Raw genomic sequence first — 24,574 nt, forward strand, 5'->3', positions numbered from 1 at the left:
AGAATCCCGTCCGGTGCAGCGCCGAGTCACAGATAGGTTCGCATGGGCACACCTGCGAGGGCTAGGGGCTAAGTTGTCTCGCCAGCGCTTTGAGCATTGCCGCGCCGGTCGGGGCATCGGCAACAATGGCCGTAAGGCGCAGGGATGCGGGCAGGGCCGCCCGTGTGGCATCGCTTATGCAGATCAGGTCGGGGTTGCCGTCGGTTGGCAGGTCAGCAGCAAACAGCGCCGCGCTGCGGGGCGAGAAAAGCGGCACGATCATCCGGCGGGGGCCGGTGAGAGCTGCTAGCGCCTCGTCAGACAAAGACAGGCTGCGCTGGTCATAGGCAACATGCCCTGAAACGCTGAAACCTGCCGAATTTAGCTGTTCTGCAATATCTCCGCGCACATGGGTCCCGTGCAGATGCAGCAATGGGCCTTCCGGCTGCGAGCCCTTGATCAGCGCCACCAGATCGCCCGCCGCACCACCGGCTGAGCGCGCATTCAACCCGGCCTCCGCTGCGACCCGCGCCGTGCGGTCCCCAACGCAGTAAGCGGTGAGGCCCGATTTTCCACCAGCTGCCTGATAGGCCCTGACCCCGTTTTCCGAGGTGAAGATCAGGCCCGCATTCTCTGCAATCGCAGGCGTCTCCAGCAGCACGATCTCCTGCATCGGGGCGATGAGTACCTCTGCCCGATCACCGAATGTATCCCGGCAGCAAGCAGCAAAGCGCTTCGCTTGCGCAACGGGCCGCGTCAGTAGGATCAGGGGGGTGGCATTGTCAGGCATCGGGGTGAGTGTTACCTGCGGGGCACCCCTAGTGCAACGACACCCGCCATGACCGACCGCCTGACCATCCTTGGCATTGAAAGCAGCTGCGATGATACGGCGGCGGCGGTGCTGCGCGTGGAAGATGGGGCAAGGCTGCTCTCCTCCGTGGTCAGCGGCCAGACCGATCTGCACGCGGCTTATGGCGGCGTGGTGCCAGAGATCGCGGCGCGCGCGCATGCGGAACGGCTCGATCTGATGGTGGAGCAGGCGGTGGAGCAGGCAGGCGTGACTCTGGCCGAGATTGACGCCATCGCGGTGACCGCCGGGCCGGGGCTGATTGGCGGCGTATTGTCTGGCGTGATGTGCGCCAAGGGGCTGGCCATGGGGCTTGGCGTGCCGCTTGTGGGGGTCAATCACCTGGCTGGCCACGCGCTGACTCCGCGCCTGACGGATGGGGTGGAATTCCCTTACCTGATGCTTCTGGTCTCTGGCGGGCATTGCCAGTTCCTGCGGGTGGATGGGCCGGACGATTTCACCCGGCTTGGCGGCACGATTGATGATGCGCCGGGCGAGGCCTTCGACAAGGTCGCCAAGCTATTGGGTCTGTCGCAACCGGGCGGGCCAGTGGTGGAACAGGCCGCAGCGAAGGGCGATCCCAAACGCTTCCCCTTGCCGCGCCCTTTGCTGGACCGCGACGGCTGCGATATGTCTTTCTCCGGCCTCAAGACTGCCGTGCTGCGTACCCGTGACGGGCTGGTGGCGGACCAAGGCGGGTTGCACGAACAGGACCGCGCCGATCTGTGTGCGTCGTTTCAGGCGGCTGTCAGGGATGTTCTGGCTGAAAAATCCCGCCGCGCCTTGGCGGGCCAGACTGACCTGACCTGTTTCGCCGTCGCCGGGGGCGTTGCAGCGAACAAGACCCTGCGCGCGGCATTGGAGGATGTGGCAAGCGCCCATGATGTGCCTTTCCTCGCGCCGCCGCTGACGCTCTGCACCGACAACGCCGCGATGATTGCCTGGGCCGGGTGGGAAGCCTACCGTGACGGCCAACGCGACGGGATGGACCTGTCAGCACGCCCGCGCTGGCCGCTGGACCGGACCAGCCCGGCGCTCATTGGATCGGGCAAGAAGGGGGCCAAGGCATGAACCGGGTGGATATTGCCGGGGCAGGTGCATTTGGCACGGCGCTTGCGATCACGCTGGCCCGCGCCGGGGCCGAGGTGACTCTGTGGGCCCGCGCCGGGGCATCCGAGATGCAGGCCGCGCGCGAAAATACGCGCCGCCTGCCGGGCCACCGATTCCCCGACGGTTTGCGCGTCACGGGTGAAATTGCCGATCTGATGGCAGATGTGCTGTTGATCGCCGTGCCGACCCAGAAACTGCACGAGGTTCTGCCAATTCTGCCCGGTCACGCGGGCACCGTGATTTCCTGTGCCAAGGGCATTCACCTGACAACCGGTCTGTCGCCCTGTCAGCTGATCTCGCGTGACCTGCCCGGCGTGGCGGCGGGCGTCTTGACCGGCCCCAGCTTTGCCGTCGATATCGCCGCCGGTCTGCCTACGGCGCTGACGCTGGCCCTGCCGGACGACACCCAAGGCGCGGCGTTGCAAGACAGGCTCTCCTCCCCCGCGCTCAGGCTTTATCGCAGCACCGATCTGGTGGGGGCGGAGCTTGGCGGCGCGCTGAAGAATGTCATCGCCATTGCGGCAGGTGCGGTCATGGGCGCAGGGCTTGGCGAAAGCGCGCGGGCGGCCCTGATGGCGCGCGGCTTTGCCGAGATGCGCCGGGTCGCGGCCTTTCGCGGAGCGCAGGACGACACGCTTGCTGGGCTTTCGGGCTTTGGCGATCTGGTGCTGACCTGCACCTCCGACAAATCCCGCAACTACCGCCATGGGCAAGCCTTGGCCGGTGCGCGTCCGCTGGACCCTGCTGCGACCGTGGAAGGCGCCGCCACGGCGCAGGAACTTTCGGCCCATGCCGAACTGGACACCCCCATTGCCGACGCCGTAGCAGCCTTGTGTCAGGGGCGCGTCTCTGTGCAGGATGTGATGGCAGAGCTTCTGAACCGCCCTCTGAAACAGGAATAGCCCATGCTCTACGCGCTGATCTGCACCGACAAGCCCGACCATCTGGAGGTTCGTAAAGCCAACCGGGACGCCCATATCGCCTATCTGAAATCCACCCCCGTCACCCATGCCGGGCCGTTCCTGAACGAAGCAGGCGAGATGATCGGCTCGCTCGTCGTGATCGAGGCCGAGGACCGCGCGGGGGCCGAAGGTTGGGCCGCGAATGACCCTTATTCCAAGGCGGGATTGTTCGAGAAAGTGCGGATCGAGGCGTGGAACAAGGTGATCGGCTGATGCGCTACTGGCTGTTCAAATCCGAACCGAACACCTGGTCCTGGGATCAGCAGGTGGCTAGGGGTGACGCGGGCGAAGAATGGGATGGCGTCCGCAATTATCAGGCGCGCAACAACATGCGCGAAATGGCGCTTGGCGACCGGGGCTTTTTCTACCATTCGCTGAAGGAGAAAGCGATTGTCGGCGTGGTTGAGGTCTGTGCGCTGGCCCATCCTGACAGCACCACCGACGATCCCCGTTGGGAATGCGTGGACATCAGGGCCGTGGGGCCGTTCAAGACGCCGGTGACACTGGCCGATGTGAAAGGCGATCCGCGCCTGTCGGACATGGTTCTCGCCAATAATTCGCGCCTGTCGGTGCAGCCCGTCACCGAAGAGGAATGGCGGATCATTTGCGAGATGGGCGGCTTTTCTGCTTAAGGTTGAAAGCGGTGCGTGGCATGATTTCTCCAGAGCAACGGGAGAGATCACATGGAATTTCTGAACGTCTTAGCCGCCGGGGCCGCAGCGTGGGTCTTCGGAGCAATCTGGTACATGGCCCTGTCCAAACCCTGGATGGCCGCAAACGGTCTGACAGAGGACCAGATCAGGGCCTCTGCCAGCCCGCTGCCCTATGTCGTCAGCTTCGTGATGTCGGTGCTCGTAGCGGGCATGACCCGGCATATCCTGCAAAGTTCCGGGATCACCACGGTTGGCGGCGGCGTGATGGTGGGCGCGGGATTGGGCCTTTTCGTGGCTCTGCCCTGGATGGTGAACAACGTGCTTTACAGCTTTCGCGACAAATCGCTGATCTGGATCGACGGCGGCTATCCGGTGATCGGATGCACGATCATCGCCGTGGTGCTGATGCTGTTCTGAGACAAGAAGGAGGGCCCCGACCCCCCGGGACCCTCCTTTACCCACGCGCAATTTCTCGCTCCGCACGTGTTCTATGAGGGTCCGCCATCCTGGTCGGGACAGGGTTGATCCTAGCCTTTGGCGGGCCGCGCGATCAACTGAATTGCCCGGACAATTCTATTCAAACCCCGGCCACTGGACCATGAAAAAGGCCCGCCCCGATGCGGGCAGGCCTTAATGGGTTCGCTGTCGCTCCGGCTTAGCCGTAGACGCTTTCCTTGCCGAAATGCTTGGTCAGCATGTAGTAGATGACGGCGCGGTACTTGTTGCGTTCGGACTTGCCATAGGTCTCGATCACCGAGTCGATGGCGGCCATCAGGTCGTCGCTATCGGCAAGGCCGAGCTTCTTCATCAGGAAGTTCTTCTTCACCGTTTCCAGTTCACTGGGCTGAGACCCGGCAACCGTCGATGCGTCCGCGTCGTAAATCGCGGGGCCGCAGCCGATCGTGACCTTGGTCAGCAGGTCCATGTCGGGTTCCATCCCGCATTTGTTGCGCAGATCATCTGCATATTTGGCGATCAGTTCATCGCGTTTGCCCATCTTGGTCTCCCCGTTTTTATTGATAGTCAGAATGTTCCCATCCAGTACGCGGCGTATGAAACCCGGCAGAGCCCGGTCTGACAATGAAAAACTTGGGTCATCCACAGCTTTGATGCCCAAAGGCGACCATTGAGGAGTCGGAATCGAACAGGACAGGGGACTTGCCGTGGCGGCAGCGTGTTGATGAGTAAGACACACAGGATCATCCATGGCCGATTTCCTTACCCCCGATCAATCCGCCCGCTATGCGCGCGACGGCTTTCTGCACCCGGTCCGGGCCTTCGACCCAGACACTGCCGCCGCGCTGCGCGCCGAGGTTGAGGCACTGGAGCGAGAGCACGCCGCCGGTGCGGGTAGCCATGACCTGAACCAGTTCTTCCGGGTCAACGGGCAACTGGTCATCCCGTTGCTCCATCGCATCGCTTCCGATCCCGGCATCCTCGATCCGGTCAGTTCGATCCTCGGCCCCAACCTGCTGGTCTGGTCGGTGGAGCTCTTCATCAAGGAACCGGGCACCACCAAGGTCGTGTCCTGGCACCAGGACATCACCTATTGGGGCATGGGCGAAACGGATGAGGAGCTGACCGCCTGGCTGGCGCTGTCCGATGTGTCTGTTCAGGCAGGGTGCATGCGGTTCATCCCCGGCAGCCACAAGAACGCCATCGTGCCCCATGCGGATACGTTTGATGCCGATAACCTCTTGTCCCGCGGCCAGCAGATCGAAGGCATCAACGAGGAGGACGCTGTCTTCGGTGCGCTGAAACCCGGCGAGATGTCGTTCCATCATGGCCGCACCTTCCATGCGTCCGGCCCCAACATGTCGGACGACCGCCGTATCGGCATGGCCATACGCTATGTCACGCCCGAGGTGCGGCAGCCTGATCTGACCCGCGATTATGCGATGCTTGTGCGCGGCAAGGATGAGATGCAGGGTTGGATCAAAGTCGCCCCGCCCGCGCGGCTGTTCGATCCCGGGTCGCTTGCCTTGTATGAAGAGGTGCTTGCGGCGCAGTCGGCGGCGCTGACGGCGGGGGCTGAGGGGCAGGTTGGGCTCTACGCCCGGAAGATGCTTTAGGAGGATCGCAGGATGACAGCAGATCAAATCGTCAGCTTCACCCAGATGAAGGATGGCACGAAAGAGGATTACGAGCTGCTGGAGAAGCTTGAAAAACCCTATCTCGCGCTGACCGCTGACCGCATCATGGACGAGCTGCGCCGTCAGGGCGAGGTTTCGCTGGAAGGTTACCCGATCACGCGGCTGGAACACGGGCTGCAATCTGGCACCCGCGCGCTGCGCGAAGGGGCCGATATTGACTGGATTGTGGGCGCGCTCCTGCATGACATTGGCGACGGGCTGGCCCCGCAGAACCATGACCGGTTTTCCGCTGAGGTGATCCGCCCCTTCGTGCGCGACGAGGTGGCGTGGACCGTCGAACATCACGGCATCTTCCAGATGTTCTACTACGGCCACCATTACGGATGGGACAAGGATGCACGCGACCGGTTCAAGGATCACCCCTGCTGGCAAAGCTGCGCCGATTTCTGCGAAAGGTGGGACCAGTCCTCCTTCGATCCCGACTATGAGTACGAACCGCTGGAGGTGTTCGAGCCGATGGTGAGAGAGGTCTTCGCCCGCAAGGCCTATGATCCCGACGTGGTGCAGGAAGGTGTGGTCAAAGGATTGCCGCCGCTTGGCTGAACGGGCCATTTGCGCAGAGGGAAAACAAGGCAACCCTGTTGGCATTTCCAACGAGAGGATTTACCCGTGAAATCCCTTATTAGCTCCGCATTCCTTGTGTTCGGCGTTGCCCAGGCCATGGCGCAGAACGCACCAGACGCCCTGCTGACCGAAGCCGTGCGGGATTGCGCCCTGTGGGAAGAAGGCGTTCTACATGTTGGTGATCGCGCCGTGGTCGAAGTGGATCTGACCGGCGACGGGACCCCGGAAACGCTGCTCGACACGAGCTATCTCGAATGCTCCGCCACGCCGTTGTCACCCTACTGCGGCTCGGGCGGATGCTCCCTCTACGCCTTTGTCGGCGACGAAACCTATGAGTGGCAGGCACTTGGCTGGCGTGTCATCGACTGGGACGGCGAGCCGGTTCTGCTGATCGGGCGCGATGGCGGCTGGTGCGGGGTCAGCAGCGCGGGCTATTGCTTCGAGGCGCTCAATTGGAACGGCGAGACCTTCCTGACCGTGATGCCGCCGATGGAGTAGTCACTCAGATCACCACCTCGATCAGGCGCGGTCCATTGGCCGCCATGGCCTCTTCCAGCGCAGCCTCCATCTCGTCCACCGTGGTCGCGCGGGTGCCCTCGACGCCATGGCCCTTTGCCAGCGCCACCCAGTCAAGCAGCGGATCGTCCACATCGAACATGGCCTGCGCGTTGCGGCCCACTTGCGTGACCCCCATGGCCGCCAGTTCCCCCCGAAGGATCTGATACCCCCGGTTGGCGAAGACGATCACCGTCACGTCCAGCCGTTCGCGCGCCATGGTCCACAGCGATTGCAGCGTATACATGGCCGACCCGTCGCCCGTCAGCGCGATCACTTTGCGGTCCGGGCAGGCCACCGCCGCGCCGGTGGCGCAGGGCAGGCATTGCCCGATGGCGCCGCCCATGGTGATCAGCCAGTCATGGCGCCGCGCGGTCCGGGTCGCCTCGGCAATGGGTGCGCCGGAAGTCACGGCCTCGTTCACGACGATGGTGTTTTCGGGCATGACGCGCGCGATCAGGGCCCCCGCGCTTGCCGGGGTCAGGGGACCGTCGGGGCGATCGGGAAGGGCCAGGTCAACCGGCGCCACATGCTCGGATCTTGCCCCGAGCCTGTCGGCCAAGCCATTCAGAACATAGCCTAAATCCATGGTGGCATCCGCCAGTTCCTGGATATGAATGTCGGCGCGGGTGGGCAGTGAGGGCTTGCCGGGATAGGCAAAGAAATTGACCGGTGCATGGGTGCCGCAGACGACGAGGCTGCGGACGTCCTTCAGCAGCGCGGCGTTGGCGTCGACGGGGTAGAGCAGTTGCTCGACCGGGGGCGTTCCGGCGCCGCGCTCCATCCGCGGGCTGTGCAGGGGCGTCAGGATCCGGCATCCGGCGGCCTGCGCGATCTGCGCCCCCAGATGCAGCAGCGGGCCATGGGTTGCCTGACCGCCCAGAAGCAGGGCCGCGCCTTCGGTTTTCAAAGCCGCCGCCGCCGCATCAAGCGCTGCATCGGACGGGCGGTGAAGCGGTGGCGGGGCGGCGGCTGTCACCGGGTCGGAGCCGTCGCCCCAGGCGGTGTCGGCGGGCAGGATCATCGTGGCGATCCGGCCATTCATCGCCCGCGCCGCGCGGATCGCGTCGGCCCCGTCACTTGCCACGTCGACCGAGGAAAGAGAGCTGCGAGTCCAATGGCTTATGGCGCGGCTGATGCCTTCGGTATCACCCTTCAGGGGGCTCTCATAGGCCAGGTGATAGGTCGCGTGATCGCCCATGATATTGACAATGCCGCTGCCTGCCTTGCGCGCATTGTGCAGGTTCGAGAAGGCGTTCCCGAAGCCCGGCGCGAGGTGTAGCATGGTGGCCGCCACGCGACCCGACATGCGGAAATACCCGTCCGCCGCGCCGGAGGTTCCGCCCTCGAACAGACACAGGATGCAGCGCATGTCCGGGTGGCTGTCGAGCGCCGCGACGAAATGCATCTCGGACGTACCGGGATTGGCGAAACAGACGTCCACGCCGCTGGCCAGCATGGTTTTCACAAGCGATTGGGCACCGTTCATGGGATCCTCCTTGCGCGTCAGCAGAGCACGGATGGCGCTATGCGAAAACCCCGAAAACAGGGGGGCGCCACCCGTGCACCGGGCGTACACCCCCCGTACACCCCCCGTGCAGACAAAAGCGGGCTTGGCAGGAGTCCGGTAGACCCAGTCAACCTGTCCCGACCTCACCGCCCAAACCGGGAGCGGATTGGTAATGGGTCGCGCGGCAGTTGAGCTGTTCGGGGCGGAGAGATAACACGCGCCGCTCCGAGGTCGGTCGTCCACCGGCGGGTCGGCGATTAGGAAGGGGGGCTGGTTGCGGTGGGCAAGCTGCCCACTCTTGTCTCTTCTATCTGTGCGGGCAGGTGTGATCCCGTTCCATCCAGTGGCCATGCGCCCGTAGCGTAGCCAGGGACGCACCTGCCGAACGCTTTGAACCTGAACAGCTGTATGGAGCGCTGGCGCGAAACTGGAATCGCGTCCTGTTGTATGCTACCGCTCAACAAAGGTTAATTGTCCAAGGGGGGCGGCAAGTTGCCAGCAACAACAGCGAATTTGAGCGGGGTCGTCATCAATGAAATCAGCTTCGATCCTTCCGGAGTGTCACAAGACCTGAACGGGGATGGTGTCGGCAACAGCTCTGACGAATTTATCGAGCTGTACAACAACAGCGGTTCGCCGGTTGACATTTCCGGATGGGAAATCTGGGAAAGCGGCGTGTTGCGGCACACCGTCCCGGGCGGCACGACGATCCCGGCAGGGGGGTTCTACGTTTCGGTCGATCGCGCCGCGGGCACGACCAACCCGATCCAGAACGTGAACGGGTCAGATGCGGATTATTCGGACTCTGCCTATGGTCTCGCCGACAACGACTACATCTTTCTCTACGATCCGGACAACAATGAGTTCGTCGTATTCGCGGGGGATACTGCTTTACCCGCGAGCATCACTGCGGGAATTGGCCTCCTGACATCTGCACATTCCGGGGCTACTCAAGTCGGCCCAACAGAAAACGGTGTTGCCTCTTCGACTGGTAATTCGGTGGGCCGCACCACCGATGGAGATACAACCTGGCTCAATTCGACACCCACGATCGGTGACGTCAACTGCTTTGCGGCTGGCACTCTTGTCGCGACGCCTGATGGCGAGTGCGCCGTCGAGGGTCTGAAGATCGGTGATCGGGTTCTTATCGCCGATGGCACGGCAGTTCACGTCAAATGGATTGGCCGCCAGACCGTCTCCACCCGCTTCGGCCCCGCCGAACGCCTGATGCCGGTGCGGTTTGCAGCCGGGTCTCTGGGTGATGGCCTGCCGCACACCGATTTGACGGTAACTGCGGATCACGGGATGCTGGTCGATGGGGTGATCTGCCACGCCGGGGCCTTGGTGAACGAGACGACCATTACTCGCGTGTCGCTGTCCGAGATGGGCGAGACCTACACGGTCTATCACATCGAGACCGAGGAACATGAAATCATCCTTGCCAATGGGGCTTCGGCTGAGACCTTCATCGACAATGTCAGCCGCCGCGTGTTCGACAACTACGCGGAGTTCGAAGCGCTCTACGGTGACGTGCCGGAGATGGAAGAACTGCCCTACCCGCGTGCCATGAGCGCCCGGCAGGTGCCGGCGGCGATCCGGGATAGACTGGCGGGGCAGCACGCGGCCTGATCCCCTGGCTGCGCCATCGAGATCGCGTATATCGAACATGGCGGCGTTCTGCACTGCGTGTTTCGGAATTTGGCGCAGACGCATGCTGTGGCTGAGTAGCCCGTAGATCATTCTGACACCCAAGGGGGCGGCGCAGGATGCGCTGCCCTTTCGTTTCGCGACAAATGGGTCACATGTGCACGTCTTTGGGTGTTCCGAGATCGAAGATATTTGCGACAAAGGCACCACAAACGTCTGCCGAAGCTTTCCGCTAGAGTTGACTGCAATGTCACAACGCGAAATTGTTGACTGCAAAGAGATATAATACTCTGGAGAAGATATGGCGGATTTTGCTTATTCAAACCTGCTTACCTATTTCACTTCCGATGGAAGTTTGGCCAGCAGCTCCTCTGGTTCAGGAGTTCAGTCCTCTCCGGATACGGACGACGGTTTCTATGACGTTGGCGATGACTTGAATTCGGTCGCCGGCTACGTCTACGTGGGATCCTTCACCAACAATGGACACGAGTTCCTTGTGTTCGACCGCCTTCCGGGCGACCGCACGTTGCTGTTGTCTGCAACCGCAGCCGAATCTGATTTTCCCGCGACCTATCAGAACGGCGATTTCTCTCTAGACACTTCTGCATATGCCGTTTGTTTCGCGGCTGGCACGCTCATCTCTACCGAAAAGGGAGAGACACCGGTTGAACAACTTCAGATCGGTGAGCGCGTGCGGAGTCACGACGGGTCACTGGTCCGCGTCAAATGGATCGGCCGCCAGACGGTTTCCACCCGCTTTGGCCCTGCGGAACGGCTGATGCCGGTGCGGTTTGCAGCCGGGTCTCTGGGTGATGGCCTGCCCCATAGCGACCTGACGGTCACCGCCGATCATGGCATGCTGGTCGATGGCGTCATCTGCCACGCCGGTGCGCTGGTGAATGGGACCACGATCACGCGGGTGCCGCTCTCTGAGATGGGCGAGACCTACACGGTCTATCATATCGAAACCGAGGAACATGAGATCATCTTCGCCAACGGTGCGCCAGCTGAGACGTTCATCGACAATGTCTCCCGCCGCGCCTTTGGCAACTTCGCCGAGTTCGAAACCCTCTACGGTGACGTGCCGGAGATGGAAGAGCTGCCCTATCCCCGCGCCATGAGTGCCCGGCAGGTGCCGGGGCGGATCGTTGCGAAACTGGCCAGAAAGGCCGTGGCCTAAACGCCTGAAAGCCGGGCGTTCTAACCGGTCAATTACATGTTGTGGCTCTTGGGTTTTGCGCGCATAGCGTCTGTTTCCGTGCGGCAAAGCAGAAGCCCGTTGCCACATGGAACTTGATCGCTTCGGCAAACCCCTTATCCTGCTTAGCCTATTCGAGGGGTCGGGCCCGTTCCTGCGCGGTGCCCGGGATTATTAAAAGGATTCGCTATGCCGATTGTTTTCACTGGAACATATGTCGTCAGGTTGGATACGTCCGGATGGCCGGGGACGAGCATCTTCACCTATACCGGAACAGCAGAATTCTCTGCCGGGAGCTACACAGTCTTTGATGACAACTCTCCCGTCGGGATCGATGCGGATGATTACCTGAACACGCCGACACAACCCTATATCGGGTTTGTGTATATCCACCCGACCACTGGGGACGAATATGCAATATTCCAGTCGGTCGGTGACCCCAACGCATATTTCATCCCGCATTCCGGTGAGTTGACAGGGCATTTTTCAGCTTCGGGGGATACGATCACCTTGCAGGGGCGGCTGATATCAACCGCTGCGGTCAATTGTTTCCTGTCCGGCACGCGCATCGACACCCCATCCGGTCAGAAGCCGGTAGAGCTTTTGCAAATCGGGGATCTGATCTGTAATCAACACGGGCGAAGCGTTCCGGTGAAATGGATCGGCCGTCAGACCGTATCCACCCGGTTTGGACCCGCCGAACGGCTGATGCCGGTGCGGTTTGCGGCCGGGTCTCTGGGCGAGGGGCTGCCGCATACGGATCTTACCGTGACGGCGGACCATGGAATGCTGGTGGATGGTGTCATCTGCCATGCCGGGGCTTTGGTGAACGGGACGACGATCACGCAGGTGCCTTTGACGGAAATGGGTGAGGCCTACACGGTCTATCATATCGAGACCGAAGCGCATGAGATCATCCTGGCCAATGGTGCGCCTGCCGAGACCTTCATCGACAACGTCTCGCGCCGCGTCTTCGACAACTACGCCGAGTTCGAGACCCTCTACGGTGATGTGCCCGAGATGGAAGAACTGCCTTATCCGCGAGCGATGAGCGCAAGGCAGGTGCCGGGGCGGATCGTTGCGAAGCTGGCCGGGAAGGCTGTGGCCTGAACTGACATCAAAGGACTGCACCAGCGCGCCTGCCATCCTCTGACAAGGGGGTGGTTTGGGTCGCGATTGCCGACCGTAAAGGGCCAGTCACAAGCGGGCCCTGACCGGGCCTCGCTCAGATCGGCCTTGTTCTTGCGGCCAAACCGGCCCACATACGCCCTAGACCAATTTTCAACCCGACTGCATAGTTCCGCGTATGAAGAACGAGGATACCAATACCATGGATATCGAAGCCATTCTCGACGCCCTGTTGGGCGGCAATCTTGTGATCCTGCTGCTGGCAGGGTTCATCCTTCTTTGCATCTACCTTGGCATTCGCATCGTGCCGCAGAGCCAGAAATTCGTTGTCGAACGGTTCGGGCGGCTGCGGTCTGTGCTGGGGCCGGGGATCAACTTTATCGTGCCGTTCCTCGACCGGGTGGCGCATAAGATTTCGATCCTGGAGCGTCAGCTGCCCAATGCCAGCCAGGACGCGATCACCAAGGACAACGTGCTGGTGCAGATTGATACCAGCGTGTTCTACCGCATTCTTGAGCCGGAGAAGACCGTGTACCGGATCCGCGACGTGGATGGGGCGATTTCCACCACCGTGGCCGGGATCGTGCGGGCCGAGATCGGCAAGATGGATCTCGACGAGGTGCAGTCGAACCGCTCTGCCCTGATCTCTGCGATCAAGACGAGCGTGGAGGACGCCGTTGACGCCTGGGGGATCGAGGTAACGCGGGCCGAAATCCTCGACGTGAACCTCGACCAGGCGACGCGGGACGCGATGCTTCAGCAGCTGAACGCCGAGCGTGCGCGCCGGGCGCAGGTGACCGAGGCCGAGGGCGCCAAGCGGGCGGTGGAGCTCAATGCGGATGCGGAGCTCTACGCCGCGCAGCAGATCGCCGAGGCGCGCCGGATTCAGGCCGATGCAGAGGCCTATGCGACCCGCGTCGTGGCCGAAGCGATTGCCGATAACGGGCTGGAGGCCGCGCAGTACCAGATCGCGCTCAAGCAGGTGGAATCCATTGCGCAGGTGGCGCAGGGGCAGGGGACGCAGACCATCATCGTGCCGGCCGATGCCGCCGATGCCTTCGGCAAGGCCTTCCAGATGCTGAAAGGGCGGGCCTGATGGATATCTGGAATACCTGGTGGGCCTGGGGGGCGCTGGCGATCCTTCTGGCGATTGGCGAGGTGATCCTGCCCACCTTCGTTCTGCTGGGGTTCGGGGCCGGGGCCGGGGTGATCGCGCTGATCCTGCTGATCGGCGGGGCGCCTGCCACGTTCATCACCGGATCGGTCCCCGTTCTTCTGCTGAGCTTCGCGGTGGTGTCGCTGGTCGCCTGGCTGCTGCTGCGCCGGTTCCTGGGCGTTTATCGCGGCCAGGTGAAGACCTTCGACCACGATATCAACGAGAACTGAGTCTGACCCAATTGCGCGCCTGACGGCGCAAGACTGTATCTCGCCTGCGGGGACTTCGCCCCTCGGCTCGGGCTTGGGTCAGGGCAGCTCTGCGAGGATCGCCTGCGCCGCGGCGCGGGGGTCCGTGGCCGTCCAGATCGGGCGACCCACGACGATATGATCGGCCCCGTCGGTGATGGCCTGCGCCGGGGTGGCCACCCGCTTCTGATCGCCCTTGGCGCTTCCTGTGGGGCGCACGCCGGGGGTGACGATCAGGCGGCCAGCGGCATTGGGCAGGGCGCGGATGAGCGCGGCCTCGTGGGGGGACGCGATGACGCCATCGGCCCCGGCCTCGAACGCGTTGGCGGCGCGTTGCAGCACGATATCCTGCACATCGCCCGCTTTGATCAGGTTGGCATCCAGATCGCCCCGGTCGAGCGAGGTCAGCACCGTGACGGCGAGGATCTTGAGCCCGCTGCCCGCTGCGCCCTCTTTCGCGGCGCGCACAACCTGCGGGTCGCCCTGCACGGTCAGGAAATCCAGGTCGAACTGCGCCAGCCCGCGCACGGCAGCTTCAATCGTCGCGCCGATATCGAACAGCTTCATGTCCAGGAAGATGCGCTTGCCGTGCTCTTGCTTCAGTTCATTGGCCAGTGCCAGCCCGCCACCGGTCAGCATCCCCAGCCCGATCTTGTAGAAGCTGACGGCATCACCGATCTCTTCGGCCAGTTTCATGCCTTGCAGGGCATTGGGCACGTCGAGGGCGGCGATCAGGCGGTCATCACTCATGGCTTGGGTCCTTCCGGTTGCACTGGGGCGATGCTTTAGGGGGCGATGCGCCTGCTGTCCATGCGGTCAGACAGAAAACGGCCCGGTCGCGACGGGGGGAAGCGACCGGGCCGGGCAGCAGGAGACCTTGAGGGACGGGGGTCATCCTGTCTGAGGGCGCAGCCAGTGAGGGACGGGGGCAGGCGGCTGCGCCTTGGGGAAACTGTTACCGCCGGTGGCGGAGGGCGGCCTGCGAGAGGCCGGAGGCAATGCGCGAGAACGCGGCCCCTTGCGGGCCGTGCCAGCGGCAGTCGACCGGGGCGCGGTCGTCCAGCACGGCGCGGGCATGAAAGCAGGCGCGGCGGGCGTCATAGGCGACTTGGGTCAGGGCGATGCGGGTCATGGCTTCGGGTTCCGGCTATGGCTTATGGTCATATGTCGGGCGGGGGTGCCGCCCGGTTCAAAAGAAATGGGAAGATTTTTTCGAAAGGGAATCCTTCGTCGCGGTCTTGTGATGGGTCGTGTCCTTTCCCATCTATCTGACAAGGCCCGCAAATGCCTCCGTGCCGGAATTCTGGGCGGGGCAACGGACGGGCGCTTGTGAAAAGGAGACTTGGCATGAACTTGGAGAAGTTCACCGACCGCGCGCGCGGGTTCCTTCAGGCCGCGCAGACCATCGCACAGCGGGAAGACCATCAGAAACTGGTTCCCGAACATTTGCTGAAGGCACTTCTCGACGACGATCAGGGCATGGCCTCGAACCTCATCACCCGGGCGGGCGGCAACGCCAAACGGGTGGTGGAATCGGTTGACCTGTCGCTGTCGAAACTTCCGAAAGTGACCGGCGATTCCGGGCAGCTTTACATGGACGGGCAGACCGTGAAGGTGCTGACCGAGGCCGAGAAGCTGGCTGAAAAAGCGGGCGACAGCTTCGTCGCCGTCGAACGCATCCTGACCGCGCTGGCCATGGTGAAATCCAAGGCCAAGGACGCGCTGGACGCAGGCGCGGTGAATGCTCAGGCGCTGAATTCGGCGATCAACGATCTGCGCAAGGGGCGCACGGCGGATAGTGCCGGGGCCGAAGACAGCTATGAGGCGCTGAAGAAATACGCCCGCGACCTGACGGAAGCGGCACGCGAGGGCAAGATCGACCCGATCATTGGCCGCGACGAGGAAATCCGCCGCGCCATGCAGGTGCTGAGCCGCCGGACCAAGAACAATCCGGTGCTGATCGGCGAACCCGGCGTCGGTAAGACGGCGATTGCCGAGGGGTTGGCCCTGCGGATCGTCAATGGCGACGTGCCGGAATCCCTCAAGAACAAGACCCTCATGGCGCTCGATATGGGCGCGCTGATTGCCGGTGCGAAATACCGGGGCGAGTTCGAGGAGCGGCTGAAGGCCGTGCTGAACGAGATCACCGCGGCTGCCGGGGAAATCATCCTCTTCATCGACGAGATGCACACGCTTGTGGGCGCGGGTAAGACTGATGGCGCGATGGATGCGGCGAACCTGATCAAGCCGGCGCTGGCGCGGGGCGAGTTGCACTGTGTGGGGGCCACGACGCTGGATGAATATCGCAAATATGTGGAGAAAGACGCGGCCCTTGCCCGCCGGTTCCAGCCGCTGATGGTGGAGGAGCCGACGGTGGAGGATACCGTTTCGATCCTGCGCGGCATCAAGGAGAAGTATGAGCTGCACCATGGGGTGCGGATTTCCGACGCTGCCCTGGTCGCGGCCTCGCAGCTCAGCCACCGCTATATCACCGACCGGTTCCTGCCGGACAAGGCCATCGACCTTGTGGACGAGGCCGCCAGCCGGTTGCGGATGGAAGTGGACTCCAAGCCAGAGGAGCTCGACGCGCTCGACCGCGATATCCTGCAAAAGCAGATTGAGGCTGAGGCGCTGAAGAAAGAGGATGATGCAGCATCGAAGGACCGCCTGGAGAAGCTGCAAAAGGACCTGTCCGAGTTGCAGCAGAAATCGGCGGAGCTGACGGCGCAATGGCAGTCGGAACGCGACAAGCTGGAATCGGCCCGTGGGCTGAAGGAAAAGCTCGACCATGCCCGTGCGGAACTCGATCAGGCCAAGCGGCAGGGCGACCTGGCCCGCGCCGGGGAGCTGTCTTATGGCGTCATCCCGGGGCTGGAAAAGCAACTGGCGGAGTCCGAGCAGCAGGACAATGACCTGATGGTCGAGGAAGCCGTGCGCCCCGAACAGATCGCGAGCGTCGTTGAGCGTTGGACCGGAATCCCCATGTCCAAGATGCTGGAAGGCGAGCGCGAGAAGCTGCTGCGCATGGAAGAGGAAATCGGCAAGCGCGTGATCGGTCAGAAGACCGCCGTCACCGCCGTTTCGAACGCCGTGCGCCGGGCTCGGGCGGGTCTGAACGACGAGAACCGGCCGCTTGGGTCGTTCCTGATGCTTGGGCCGACCGGCGTGGGCAAGACGGAGCTGACCAAGGCTCTGGCCGAGTACCTCTTTGACGACGATCAGGCGATGGTGCGCATCGACATGTCTGAGTTCATGGAGAAACACGCGGTCAGCCGCCTGATCGGCGCGCCTCCGGGTTATGTCGGCTATGACGAGGGCGGCGTGCTGACCGAAGCGGTGCGGCGCCGGCCCTATCAGGTGGTGCTGTTCGACGAGGTCGAGAAGGCGCATCCGGACGTGTTCAATGTGCTGCTTCAGGTTCTGGATGACGGTCAGCTGACCGACGGGCAGGGGCGCACGGTGGATTTCAAGCAGACGCTCATCGTGCTGACCTCGAACCTCGGGGCGCAGGCGCTGAGCCAACTGCCTGACGGGGCCGACAGTTCCGCCGCCAAGCGGGACGTGATGGACGCCGTGCGCGCCCATTTCCGGCCTGAGTTCCTGAACCGTCTGGACGAGACCATCATCTTTGACCGCCTGACGCGGGCCGATATGGATGGGATCGTGGCCATTCAGCTGCGTCGTCTTGAAAAGCGTCTGGCCGATCGCAAGATCACGCTGGATCTGGATGAAGGCGCGCGGAAGTGGCTGGCGGATGAGGGCTATGACCCGGTCTTCGGGGCTCGTCCCTTGAAGCGGGTGATCCAGAACGCCCTGCAAAACCAGCTGGCCGAGATGATCCTGGCCGGTGAGGTGAAGGACGGCGAAACGGTGCATGTCAGCGCCGGGACCGACGGGCTGATCGTGGGTGACCGGGTGTCAGCCTCGAACCGGCCCAAGCCGGATGATGCGGTGGTGCATTGACGAATAGAAGGCCCCGCTCAGGCGGGGCCTTTTGTTTTGGGAATGGCCGGTTTGAGCCCTGAGCAGAAGTGAGCTCGTTCAGACGCTCGCATGTGTAGCGAAGCTTCAATACACTAGCGGCACCAGACTCCAGTTCTCGGGAGCAGACTTGCGGCTTCGAGCCAACTCTGCCGACCGCTGACAGATAAGGCCCCGCAGAAGCGGGGCTCTTTCCAGTTGGCAGTTGGCAAGTTCAGATCACACCTGCGCCGAACACTGTTCCAGCGATCAGCAAAGACACCACGACCGAGATCACCCGCATCGACGGCATGCGAAAATTTACGTTCTTCTGGCGTGCGTCGCGGACTGCGGTTTCGAGGTTGGCGAGTTGGCGGGTGTGAGCATCAAAATCATACATGTCAGTCTCCGTTGGCTTTCTGTTTCGTCTGAACGTACTCTAGCCAAAGGGCGTCAATCGCTCGTGGCGTGTGGCGTTAACAGAGCGCAAAAAGGACATTGACGGTTGTCTGACAGTGACCGCACCGACGTGACGATTAACCTGCTTGGACCGATGCGAATGCACTCCGGCAGGGCGGAGCTGCCGTTGCCTGGCAGGAAGCCCGCCGCGCTAATGGCTTACCTTTGCCATCGCGTCGGGATGAACGTTCCCCGCGAAACTTTGTCCGGACTTCTGTGGGGCGATGTACCGGAGGCACAGGCGCGTGCAAGTCTTCGCCAGGCTCTCTCGGCTCTTCGCAAGGCCCTGGGTGGCGCAGCGTCCGTACTAGTGGCTTCGGCTGAAACTATCCGGCTCGACGAGCGGCGCATTCGTTCAGACCTGGTCGATATGCTCCGTCTTGTAGAAGCCAACGGCAAAGAAGATTTGGAACAACTTGCCGCGCAATTCAGAGGCGAGTTTCTAGAAGGTTTCGGCGCCGTCACTCCAGAATTCGATCGTTGGCTGGATGCCGAACGTGGAACCTTGCGCTCGCGTAAAACGGCTGCGCTGATAAGGCTAGCGGACCTGTACGCCCGAGAGCGGCGCTACGATGAAATGATCACGGTGGGCCAAATGCTTCTTCAGCTCGACCCGCTACAAGAGCATGTCCACCGCCGTGTCATGAAGGCTTATCAAGCGCAGGGCCGCTACGACGCGGCTTTGCGGCAATACGCAAGCCTTGAAAGCGTTCTCGCACGGGAACTTGGCGTGGCTCCTGAAGCCCTAAGCACAGAAATCGCACAGCAAATCCGCCGCGACAGGCGTCAATCGTCTGAGCCGGCTGAATTGATCGATGCGCCCGGCAACATGCCCGCATCTACCATAAAGGCACCGGCCAGACCCTCGATAGCGGTATTGCACTTCCGCGGGTTGCCAAAGGATAGTGAAGCCGAATTCCTTGGTGAAGGCATCTCAGAGGATGTCACAGTGGAACTCTCGCGCGTGCCGGATATCCTTGTCGTCTCGCGGCAGTCGGCCCTTCGCGTCGATGAAGAAACACTCAGTGCGAAACAGATCGGCGCGGAGCTTGGCGTGCGCTTCTATCTCAGTGGCTCGGTGCGTGTCGCGGCTGGCAAGCTGCGCGTGGCTGCGCACCTCGTAAGCTGCGAGACGGGACACGAGCTTTGGGCCGAGCGTTTCGATCGCGAGTTGATGGACGTTTTCGATATCCAAGCCGAAATCGCGAGAACCGTTGCGGCCACCACAGCAGATCGAATAGCTGCTAGCGTATTAAGTCACGTCGCCGAGAACCGGCCGGACAACTTGGAAAGCTATGAGTTGGTACTTAAAGGTATCGCTGCGCTGCACAGGTTTTCAGAAGAAGGCTATCTTGAGGCGCAGCGACTATTCGAACTCGCTATTCAGCGGTCGCCTGATTACGGCCGGGCGCATGGTTGGCTGGCCATGGCCCGTTTGTACCTGCGCTGGAACATCGATGCGAGTGTTGAGCTATCTGATGTGGTCAAGGCCGCCGAAAGGGCGGTTTCTCTCGATCCAACTGAGCCGAAGGGGCATCTTGCGCTTGGCATGTGCCTGTTCATTCACCGGCAGTACGATCAGGCGGAATTTCGGTTCCAGGCCGCGCTTCGTGCCAATCCAAACGATGAGCTTGTCCTGACCGAATATGGTCGGTTCCTGATGTATCTCGACCAGTCCGAAGCAGGGCTGCAACGTATCCGTGAGGCTATGCGGGTCAATCCTTTCTTTCCCGATTGGTTTTGGTCAATCCAAGGCCGGTGCCTTCACACTTTGGGGCGCTTCCGCGAGGCCGCTTTGGCCTTTGAACGGATTCACGCGCCCCCCTTCTACATCCATGCATATCTCGCCGCCTGCTATGTCATGTTAGAAGACAGAGATCGCATGAATGCCGCAAAGACTGCGCTTTTCGCGGCACGTCCCGATTTCGATCTGTCTGCCTTCAAGGCAATCTTTCCCTACAAAAACCCGGAAACCGCCGATCGATATTTCGAGAGTCTCGAGGCCGCAGGTCTTTGATAGACCGCGTCTTCGCCGTGATGACCAATGGACCCATAAGGGCCTGGAAGCATGTGTGGAAAAACGATTTCGTGAAATGCTGCTTTATCTTTCCACCATGCTTTGAGTGGCAGCTCCGTCCGCCAAGCGGTCATTGTCTGATCGAGAGGTTTGACCTTCGGCCCTATCGGGTAGTGTCTGGCCCGGGTGGTCGATCCATGGGATGCCGGAATCGATGTGAGCGAACTGGCCGGAATGATGCTCGTTGGTGAGGTGAAGGACGGCGAAACCGTGCATGTCAGCGCCGGGACCGACGGGCTGATCGCGGGTGACCGGGTGTCAGCCTCGAACCGGCCCAAGCCGGATGATGCCGTGGTGCACTGACGAAGCAAAGGCAGGTTTGAGCCCAGAGTGCGCGTGTATGCAGGCGCGGCAATCAACAAAATGCCGCAACAAACCCTCTATGACGACACCAGCTTCACATCTCGTCGGTAACCAGGCTACTCGTCGTATAGCCGATACTTCAGGTTGTCCTCTGTAAGGCGCTCAACCTCTTCGAGCGGCGTGTCCAGTGCGCCATGCGCCTTCAGCGCGCGACCGTAGGTTGGCAGACCTTCAACGGAAACTGCCTTTTCGGGTTCCCAAAGCGCAGAGCGGATTACGGCCTTGCCGCAATGGTAAAATGCTTCTTCGACTCTCACGACGATGGCAAAGTCCGGGACTTTGCCATCGACCGCCATTTGTCCACGCAAGTCGGCATCGCGCACCACCTGCGCGGTCCCGCTCACCCGAACAACCTCCAGTCGATTTGGCACCAGGAACATCAACCCGATACGGCCGGTATCGAGAATGTTGAGGAAACTATCAAAGCGGTGATTGCCGGGACGGTCAGGGATTGCCAGCGTTTTTTCGTCGATCACTTTCACAAAACCAGCCGGGTCGCCCTTTGGCGAGACATCTACGGCCCCAGAAGATGCGTAGGTGGCCATTGTCATGAATGGGGACCGTTCGATCCAGAGGCGTACATGCTCGTCGATGTGATCTATGACCTTGCGGACCTGCCGCTCAAACGTTCCGGGAATGACTGATCTGATCTCGGCCTCCGAAGTGACGATGTCGCTCGGTTCGAACATGCTCCCAATCCTCCATGGTAAATCTCAGTAATAATTTTTAAAAATACGACCATACCAATCTCAAAAAGGCAACGAATGACTGCTTTTGCCGCATAGCGGTCATTGTCTGATCGAGCGATTTGACGTGCGGGTACATCGGCCAGTGTCTTGTCCGGGGTGGGGCGATCAGGGGGATGGCCGGAACCGACGTGAGGAAACTGGCCGGAATGATGCTCGTGGTGAGGTGAAGGACGGGGAAACGGGGTATGTCAGCGCCCCCGGAAATCTCCTTCCGGGGGCGCCTTTTTCTGCCGTAAGCCGTTGGGGACGGTCTCAGGCTGGCAGAAGCACGGAATCGATGATGTGCACGACCCCGTTCGAGGCCATCACATCGGCGGTTGTGACGTTCGCGGAGTGGTTCAGCACCACGCCATGACCCTGCCCGTTGGCGCGGATATAGCCGCCCTGAACGGTGGGGATGCGGCCCCTTTGGCCGAGGATGGCGGAGGCCGGGTAGTAGGCGGCCGACACATGGTAGGTCAGCACGTCGGTCAGCGCCGGGATGTCGTGCAGAAGGCCGTTCAGCACGCCATGGGGCAGATGCTCGAAGGCGCGGTTGGTGGGCGCGAAAACGGTCAAGTTGCCGGGGCCTGCCAGCGTGTCGACGAGGCCCGCCGCCTGAACGGCGGTAACAAGCGTGGAGAGTTCTGGTGTGGCGACGGCGAGGTCAACGATGGTCGCGGATTGAGCCGACAGGATCGCGGGTGTTGCCAGCGATGCGGCGGCTGCCCCTGCGGTGGCGGTGAAAAACTGACGACGGTTCATGGGGATCTCCCTGTTTGGTCAAAGGAAAGGCCCGCCGGTCAGGGCGGGCCGATGTGCTTACATCGAAGGCATGATCACCGCGTCGATCACGTGGATCACGCCGTTCGAGGCTTCGATATCGGCTGCGACCACATTGGCGCCGTTCACGGTCACGCCGTCCATGGTGCCGATCTCGATTTCGCCGCCCTGGACGGTCGTGGCCATCATGCCGTCGGACAGATCGCCGGACATGACTGCGCCTGCGACCACGTGATAGGTCAGGATGGCGACCAGTTGATCTAGGTTCTCCTCCATCAGCAAGCTTTCGACGGTGCCCTCTGGCAGGGCGGCGAAGGCCTCATCCGTGGGGGCGAAGACGGTGAAGGGGCCGTCACCGCGCAGGGTGTCTTCCAGACCGGCGGCCTGCACGGCAGCGACGAGCGTGTTGAACGAGCCCGCGCCCACGGCGGTATCGACGATGTCCATGGAATGACCGTCCGCGAAGGCGGCGGTGGAAAGCATCACAGCGGCAGCGGTGCCAAGAAAAGTACGACGGATCATTTGTTGGTTCTCCTGTCCTGAGGAATGTGCCCTCGACTACGGGGACAGGGCGGGGCTGGATGACCTCGCAACGTCATCAAATCCTTGAAAACCCGGATTGCCGAAACGATTGGCCGCGCTAAGCCACGGCGTTTTCGGTTTTCCACTCACAAAATCGTGCAGGCCTCGTGATCGCGCGGTGATGATCCAGCCCGATTGTGACCATCCGCCGATTGATTGACGAGGCCGGGGCGGGCAAGGTTCCGGACAACCCAACAGCACTGAAAGGCACAAGGCGATGATGTTCAGTTTCGTGGAGTTTCTGGCGCAGGCCTTTTTGTTCCTGGTCGGGGTGATCGTCCTGATTCTGCTGCTGGTGGCCATCTATGACCGGTTGCAGACCCATGACGCGATCCGGCGCAATTACCCGGTGATCGGGCGGTTCCGGGGGCTGTTCACTGCGTTGGGAGAGTTCTTCCGGCAGTACTTCTTTGCCATGGACCGGGAAGAGCTGCCCTTTAACCGGGCGCAGCGGGACTGGGTAAACCACGCCGCCGAGGGGGGCTCCAACACTCTGGCCTTCGGGTCCACCCGCGATCTGACCATCCCCGGCACGCCTATTTTCGTGAATGCCGCCTTCCCGCCGCTGGACAACCAATATGCCTCGACGGAACCGATGATCATCGGCCCGACGGCGCGGCAGCCCTATATGGCGCCGTCGTTCTTCAATATCTCAGGGATGAGTTACGGCGCGATTTCCCGGCCTGCCGTGCAGGCGCTGAGCCGGGGTGCGAAGAAAGCCGGGATCTGGATGAACACCGGGGAAGGTGCGCTGTCGCCCTATCACCTGGAGGGCGGCTGCGACATCGTCTTTCAGATCGGCACCGCCAAATATGGGGTGCGCAACCCCGATGGCAGCCTGAACGACGACAAGCTGCGCGAGGTCGCTGCCCATGACGCGGTAAAGATGTTCGAGCTGAAGCTCGCGCAGGGGGCCAAGCCCGGCAAGGGAGGTATCCTGCCCGCCGAAAAGATCACAGCCGAGATCGCCCAGATCCGGGGCATCGTGCCGGGTGAGGATAGCCTGTCGCCGAACCGGCACGTCGAGATCGACGACTGGGGCGACCTGCTGGACATGATCGCTCATATCCGAGAGGTCACCGGCAAGCCCGTCGGCATCAAGACCGTGGCGGGCGGGGCGGAGCCGTTCGAGGACCTCTTCCGCCTGATCATCGAACGCGGCGAAGACAGCGCGCCCGATTTCATCACGCTTGACGGTGGCGAGGGCGGCACCGGCGCCTCGCCCATGCCATTGATGGACCTTGTCGGCATGTCGATCCGCGAGGCGCTGCTGATGGTGTCGGACCTGCGCGACCGGCACGGGCTGAAGGATCGGGTCCGGCTCATTGCCTCTGGCAAGCTGGTGAACCCCGGTGATGTGGCCTGGGCGCTGGCTGCGGGGGCCGATTTTGTAACATCCGCCCGTGGCTTCATGTTCTCGCTGGGCTGTATCCAGGCGCTGAAATGTAACAAGAACACCTGTCCAACCGGCATCACCACCCATGATCCGCGCTTTCAGAAGGGCCTGGTGGTCGAGGTGAAAGAGGATCGCGTCGCGCGCTACGCCAAGGGAATCATCAAGGAAGTCGAGACTATCGCCCATTCCGTGGGCGTGACCGAACCCCGCCAGTTGCGCCGCCGCCACGTGCGTCTGGTGATGGCCGATGGCACATCACGTCCCATGCACGAAGTTTTTCCCCGCGGTCACGAGATTCCAACAATGCCGTGAGCCCCGCTGCTTTCGCTTTGTTGCGGCCCATCTCTTTGGCAGTGTCGCGGCAAGCAAATGCAGGAGATCCCAATGGCCCATCGCTGGAAAAACGACCTGACCCATGCGGACGTAACCCCAAAGGGTCTGTTCCTGAACCGCCGCCAACTGATGGCCGGGGCAGGGGCCATGGCCGGTGCAGGGCTGATCGGCGGGCAGGTCCGC

The 24,574-nt window shown here is 62.0% G+C and carries 27 protein-coding genes (1 of these 27 running past the window's edge); 18 read left to right on the forward strand and 9 right to left on the reverse strand.

What is annotated here, in order from left to right; all coding sequences use genetic code 11:
- Positions 1 to 61 precede the first annotated feature (61 nt).
- Positions 62 to 769: a uroporphyrinogen-III synthase gene (locus ACOOEX_RS00750; RefSeq protein ID WP_420396685.1), complete on the reverse strand. Its 708-nt coding sequence runs from the start codon at positions 767 to 769 to the stop codon at positions 62 to 64.
- 48 nt (positions 770 to 817) lie between these two features.
- On the opposite strand from ACOOEX_RS00750, the gene tsaD reads away from it, so the two are divergent.
- Genes tsaD through ACOOEX_RS00775 form a run of 5 tightly spaced genes read left to right on the forward strand, consistent with a single transcriptional unit; the run spans position 818 to position 3,968 of the window.
- Positions 818 to 1,897, forward strand: coding sequence for a tRNA (adenosine(37)-N6)-threonylcarbamoyltransferase complex transferase subunit TsaD (gene tsaD / locus ACOOEX_RS00755; RefSeq protein WP_420396686.1), 1,080 nt, complete (start codon positions 818 to 820; stop codon positions 1,895 to 1,897).
- Positions 1,894 to 2,838, forward strand: a complete 945-nt coding sequence (locus ACOOEX_RS00760; RefSeq protein WP_420396687.1) for an NAD(P)H-dependent glycerol-3-phosphate dehydrogenase — start codon at positions 1,894 to 1,896, stop codon at positions 2,836 to 2,838. The genes tsaD and ACOOEX_RS00760 overlap by 4 nt, the downstream gene beginning before the upstream one ends.
- Positions 2,839 to 2,841: 3 nt before the next feature.
- Positions 2,842 to 3,111 carry a YciI family protein gene (locus ACOOEX_RS00765; RefSeq protein ID WP_420396688.1) on the forward strand — a complete coding sequence of 90 codons (270 nt, stop codon included), beginning with the start codon at positions 2,842 to 2,844 and terminating at the stop codon, positions 3,109 to 3,111.
- Positions 3,111 to 3,530 carry an EVE domain-containing protein gene (locus tag ACOOEX_RS00770; RefSeq protein ID WP_420396689.1) on the forward strand — a complete coding sequence of 140 codons (420 nt, stop codon included), beginning with the start codon at positions 3,111 to 3,113 and terminating at the stop codon, positions 3,528 to 3,530. Before ACOOEX_RS00765 ends, ACOOEX_RS00770 begins: the two co-directional genes overlap by 1 nt.
- A 51-nt stretch (positions 3,531 to 3,581) precedes the next feature.
- Positions 3,582 to 3,968, forward strand: a complete 387-nt coding sequence (locus ACOOEX_RS00775) for a DUF1761 domain-containing protein (protein ID WP_306047452.1) — start codon at positions 3,582 to 3,584, stop codon at positions 3,966 to 3,968.
- Positions 3,969 to 4,206: 238 nt separating this feature from the next.
- Here ACOOEX_RS00775 and ACOOEX_RS00780 read toward each other — a convergent pair whose 3' ends face one another.
- Positions 4,207 to 4,548 (reverse strand): DUF2853 family protein, encoded by a 342-nt coding sequence (locus tag ACOOEX_RS00780; RefSeq protein ID WP_071691567.1) that lies wholly within the window; start codon positions 4,546 to 4,548, stop codon positions 4,207 to 4,209.
- Positions 4,549 to 4,756: 208 nt separating this feature from the next.
- Between ACOOEX_RS00780 and ACOOEX_RS00785 the strand changes: the two genes are divergently transcribed.
- From ACOOEX_RS00785 to ACOOEX_RS00795, 3 genes are all read left to right on the forward strand, one after another.
- Complete coding sequence (locus ACOOEX_RS00785) at positions 4,757 to 5,623, forward strand: phytanoyl-CoA dioxygenase family protein (RefSeq protein WP_420396690.1); 867 nt, start codon at positions 4,757 to 4,759, stop codon at positions 5,621 to 5,623.
- Positions 5,624 to 5,635: 12 nt separating this feature from the next.
- Positions 5,636 to 6,247, forward strand: coding sequence for an HD domain-containing protein (locus ACOOEX_RS00790; RefSeq protein WP_420396691.1), 612 nt, complete (start codon positions 5,636 to 5,638; stop codon positions 6,245 to 6,247).
- Between the two features lie 66 nt (positions 6,248 to 6,313).
- Positions 6,314 to 6,766, forward strand: a complete 453-nt coding sequence (locus tag ACOOEX_RS00795; protein ID WP_420396692.1) for a hypothetical protein — start codon at positions 6,314 to 6,316, stop codon at positions 6,764 to 6,766.
- Positions 6,767 to 6,770: 4 nt separating this feature from the next.
- On the opposite strand, the gene ACOOEX_RS00800 is transcribed toward ACOOEX_RS00795, so the two are convergent.
- Positions 6,771 to 8,312: an acetolactate synthase large subunit gene (locus ACOOEX_RS00800; RefSeq protein WP_420396693.1), complete on the reverse strand. Its 1,542-nt coding sequence runs from the start codon at positions 8,310 to 8,312 to the stop codon at positions 6,771 to 6,773.
- Positions 8,313 to 8,846: 534 nt separating this feature from the next.
- Here ACOOEX_RS00800 and ACOOEX_RS00805 point away from each other — a divergent pair.
- From ACOOEX_RS00805 to ACOOEX_RS00825, 5 genes are all read left to right on the forward strand, one after another.
- The gene (locus tag ACOOEX_RS00805) at positions 8,847 to 9,962 is read left to right on the forward strand and encodes a Hint domain-containing protein (RefSeq protein ID WP_420396694.1); all 1,116 of its coding nucleotides are present in this window, start codon (positions 8,847 to 8,849) and stop codon (positions 9,960 to 9,962) included.
- Between the two features lie 451 nt (positions 9,963 to 10,413).
- Positions 10,414 to 11,160 carry a Hint domain-containing protein gene (locus tag ACOOEX_RS00810; RefSeq protein WP_420396695.1) on the forward strand — a complete coding sequence of 249 codons (747 nt, stop codon included), beginning with the start codon at positions 10,414 to 10,416 and terminating at the stop codon, positions 11,158 to 11,160.
- A 207-nt stretch (positions 11,161 to 11,367) separates the two neighbouring features.
- Entirely contained in the window at positions 11,368 to 12,288 is a 921-nt protein-coding gene (locus ACOOEX_RS00815) for a Hint domain-containing protein (RefSeq protein WP_420396696.1), read from the forward strand.
- 220 nt (positions 12,289 to 12,508) lie between these two features.
- Entirely contained in the window at positions 12,509 to 13,402 is an 894-nt protein-coding gene (locus ACOOEX_RS00820; RefSeq protein WP_420396697.1) for an SPFH domain-containing protein, read from the forward strand.
- A complete protein-coding gene (locus ACOOEX_RS00825; RefSeq protein WP_420396698.1) occupies positions 13,402 to 13,692 on the forward strand; it encodes an NfeD family protein in 291 nt (96 codons plus the stop codon). The genes ACOOEX_RS00820 and ACOOEX_RS00825 overlap by 1 nt, the downstream gene beginning before the upstream one ends.
- Positions 13,693 to 13,770: 78 nt before the next feature.
- On the opposite strand, the gene pyrF is transcribed toward ACOOEX_RS00825, so the two are convergent.
- Both pyrF and ACOOEX_RS00835 read right to left on the reverse strand, forming a co-directional pair.
- Positions 13,771 to 14,460: an orotidine-5'-phosphate decarboxylase gene (gene pyrF, locus ACOOEX_RS00830; RefSeq protein WP_420396699.1), complete on the reverse strand. Its 690-nt coding sequence runs from the start codon at positions 14,458 to 14,460 to the stop codon at positions 13,771 to 13,773.
- 205 nt (positions 14,461 to 14,665) lie between these two features.
- Positions 14,666 to 14,842 (reverse strand): hypothetical protein, encoded by a 177-nt coding sequence (locus tag ACOOEX_RS00835; protein ID WP_306047815.1) that lies wholly within the window; start codon positions 14,840 to 14,842, stop codon positions 14,666 to 14,668.
- Between the two features lie 215 nt (positions 14,843 to 15,057).
- Between ACOOEX_RS00835 and clpB the strand changes: the two genes are divergently transcribed.
- A complete protein-coding gene (gene clpB, locus ACOOEX_RS00840) occupies positions 15,058 to 17,673 on the forward strand; it encodes an ATP-dependent chaperone ClpB (protein WP_420396700.1) in 2,616 nt (871 codons plus the stop codon).
- A 232-nt stretch (positions 17,674 to 17,905) separates the two neighbouring features.
- On the opposite strand, the gene ACOOEX_RS00845 is transcribed toward clpB, so the two are convergent.
- Positions 17,906 to 18,070 carry a hypothetical protein gene (locus ACOOEX_RS00845; protein ID WP_420396701.1) on the reverse strand — a complete coding sequence of 55 codons (165 nt, stop codon included), beginning with the start codon at positions 18,068 to 18,070 and terminating at the stop codon, positions 17,906 to 17,908.
- A gap of 105 nt (positions 18,071 to 18,175) precedes the next feature.
- Between ACOOEX_RS00845 and ACOOEX_RS00850 the strand changes: the two genes are divergently transcribed.
- Positions 18,176 to 20,146 (forward strand): BTAD domain-containing putative transcriptional regulator, encoded by a 1,971-nt coding sequence (locus ACOOEX_RS00850; protein ID WP_420396702.1) that lies wholly within the window; start codon positions 18,176 to 18,178, stop codon positions 20,144 to 20,146.
- Between the two features lie 216 nt (positions 20,147 to 20,362).
- Positions 20,363 to 20,509 (forward strand): hypothetical protein, encoded by a 147-nt coding sequence (locus tag ACOOEX_RS00855; protein WP_420398407.1) that lies wholly within the window; start codon positions 20,363 to 20,365, stop codon positions 20,507 to 20,509.
- A 116-nt stretch (positions 20,510 to 20,625) separates the two neighbouring features.
- On the opposite strand, the gene ACOOEX_RS00860 is transcribed toward ACOOEX_RS00855, so the two are convergent.
- The 3 genes from ACOOEX_RS00860 to ACOOEX_RS00870 form a co-directional block, all read right to left on the reverse strand.
- Positions 20,626 to 21,258 (reverse strand): MSMEG_1061 family FMN-dependent PPOX-type flavoprotein, encoded by a 633-nt coding sequence (locus tag ACOOEX_RS00860; RefSeq protein ID WP_420396703.1) that lies wholly within the window; start codon positions 21,256 to 21,258, stop codon positions 20,626 to 20,628.
- 312 nt (positions 21,259 to 21,570) lie between these two features.
- Complete coding sequence (locus ACOOEX_RS00865; protein ID WP_420396704.1) at positions 21,571 to 22,062, reverse strand: fasciclin domain-containing protein; 492 nt, start codon at positions 22,060 to 22,062, stop codon at positions 21,571 to 21,573.
- Positions 22,063 to 22,119: 57 nt separating this feature from the next.
- Complete coding sequence (locus ACOOEX_RS00870; protein ID WP_420396705.1) at positions 22,120 to 22,602, reverse strand: fasciclin domain-containing protein; 483 nt, start codon at positions 22,600 to 22,602, stop codon at positions 22,120 to 22,122.
- A 277-nt stretch (positions 22,603 to 22,879) separates the two neighbouring features.
- Here ACOOEX_RS00870 and ACOOEX_RS00875 point away from each other — a divergent pair, with 277 nt between their 5' ends.
- Positions 22,880 to 24,370: an FMN-binding glutamate synthase family protein gene (locus ACOOEX_RS00875; protein ID WP_420396706.1), complete on the forward strand. Its 1,491-nt coding sequence runs from the start codon at positions 22,880 to 22,882 to the stop codon at positions 24,368 to 24,370.
- Between the two features lie 72 nt (positions 24,371 to 24,442).
- Positions 24,443 to 24,574, forward strand: the 5' portion of a protein-coding gene (gene msrP, locus ACOOEX_RS00880) for a protein-methionine-sulfoxide reductase catalytic subunit MsrP (RefSeq protein WP_420396707.1). Its footprint extends 774 nt past the window's final position; 132 of the gene's 906 nt are visible here — the first part of the coding sequence; its start codon is at positions 24,443 to 24,445; the stop codon falls past the right edge of the window.

Source organism: Nioella sp. (assembly GCF_965215655.1).
GTDB lineage: Bacteria > Pseudomonadota > Alphaproteobacteria > Rhodobacterales > Rhodobacteraceae > Nioella.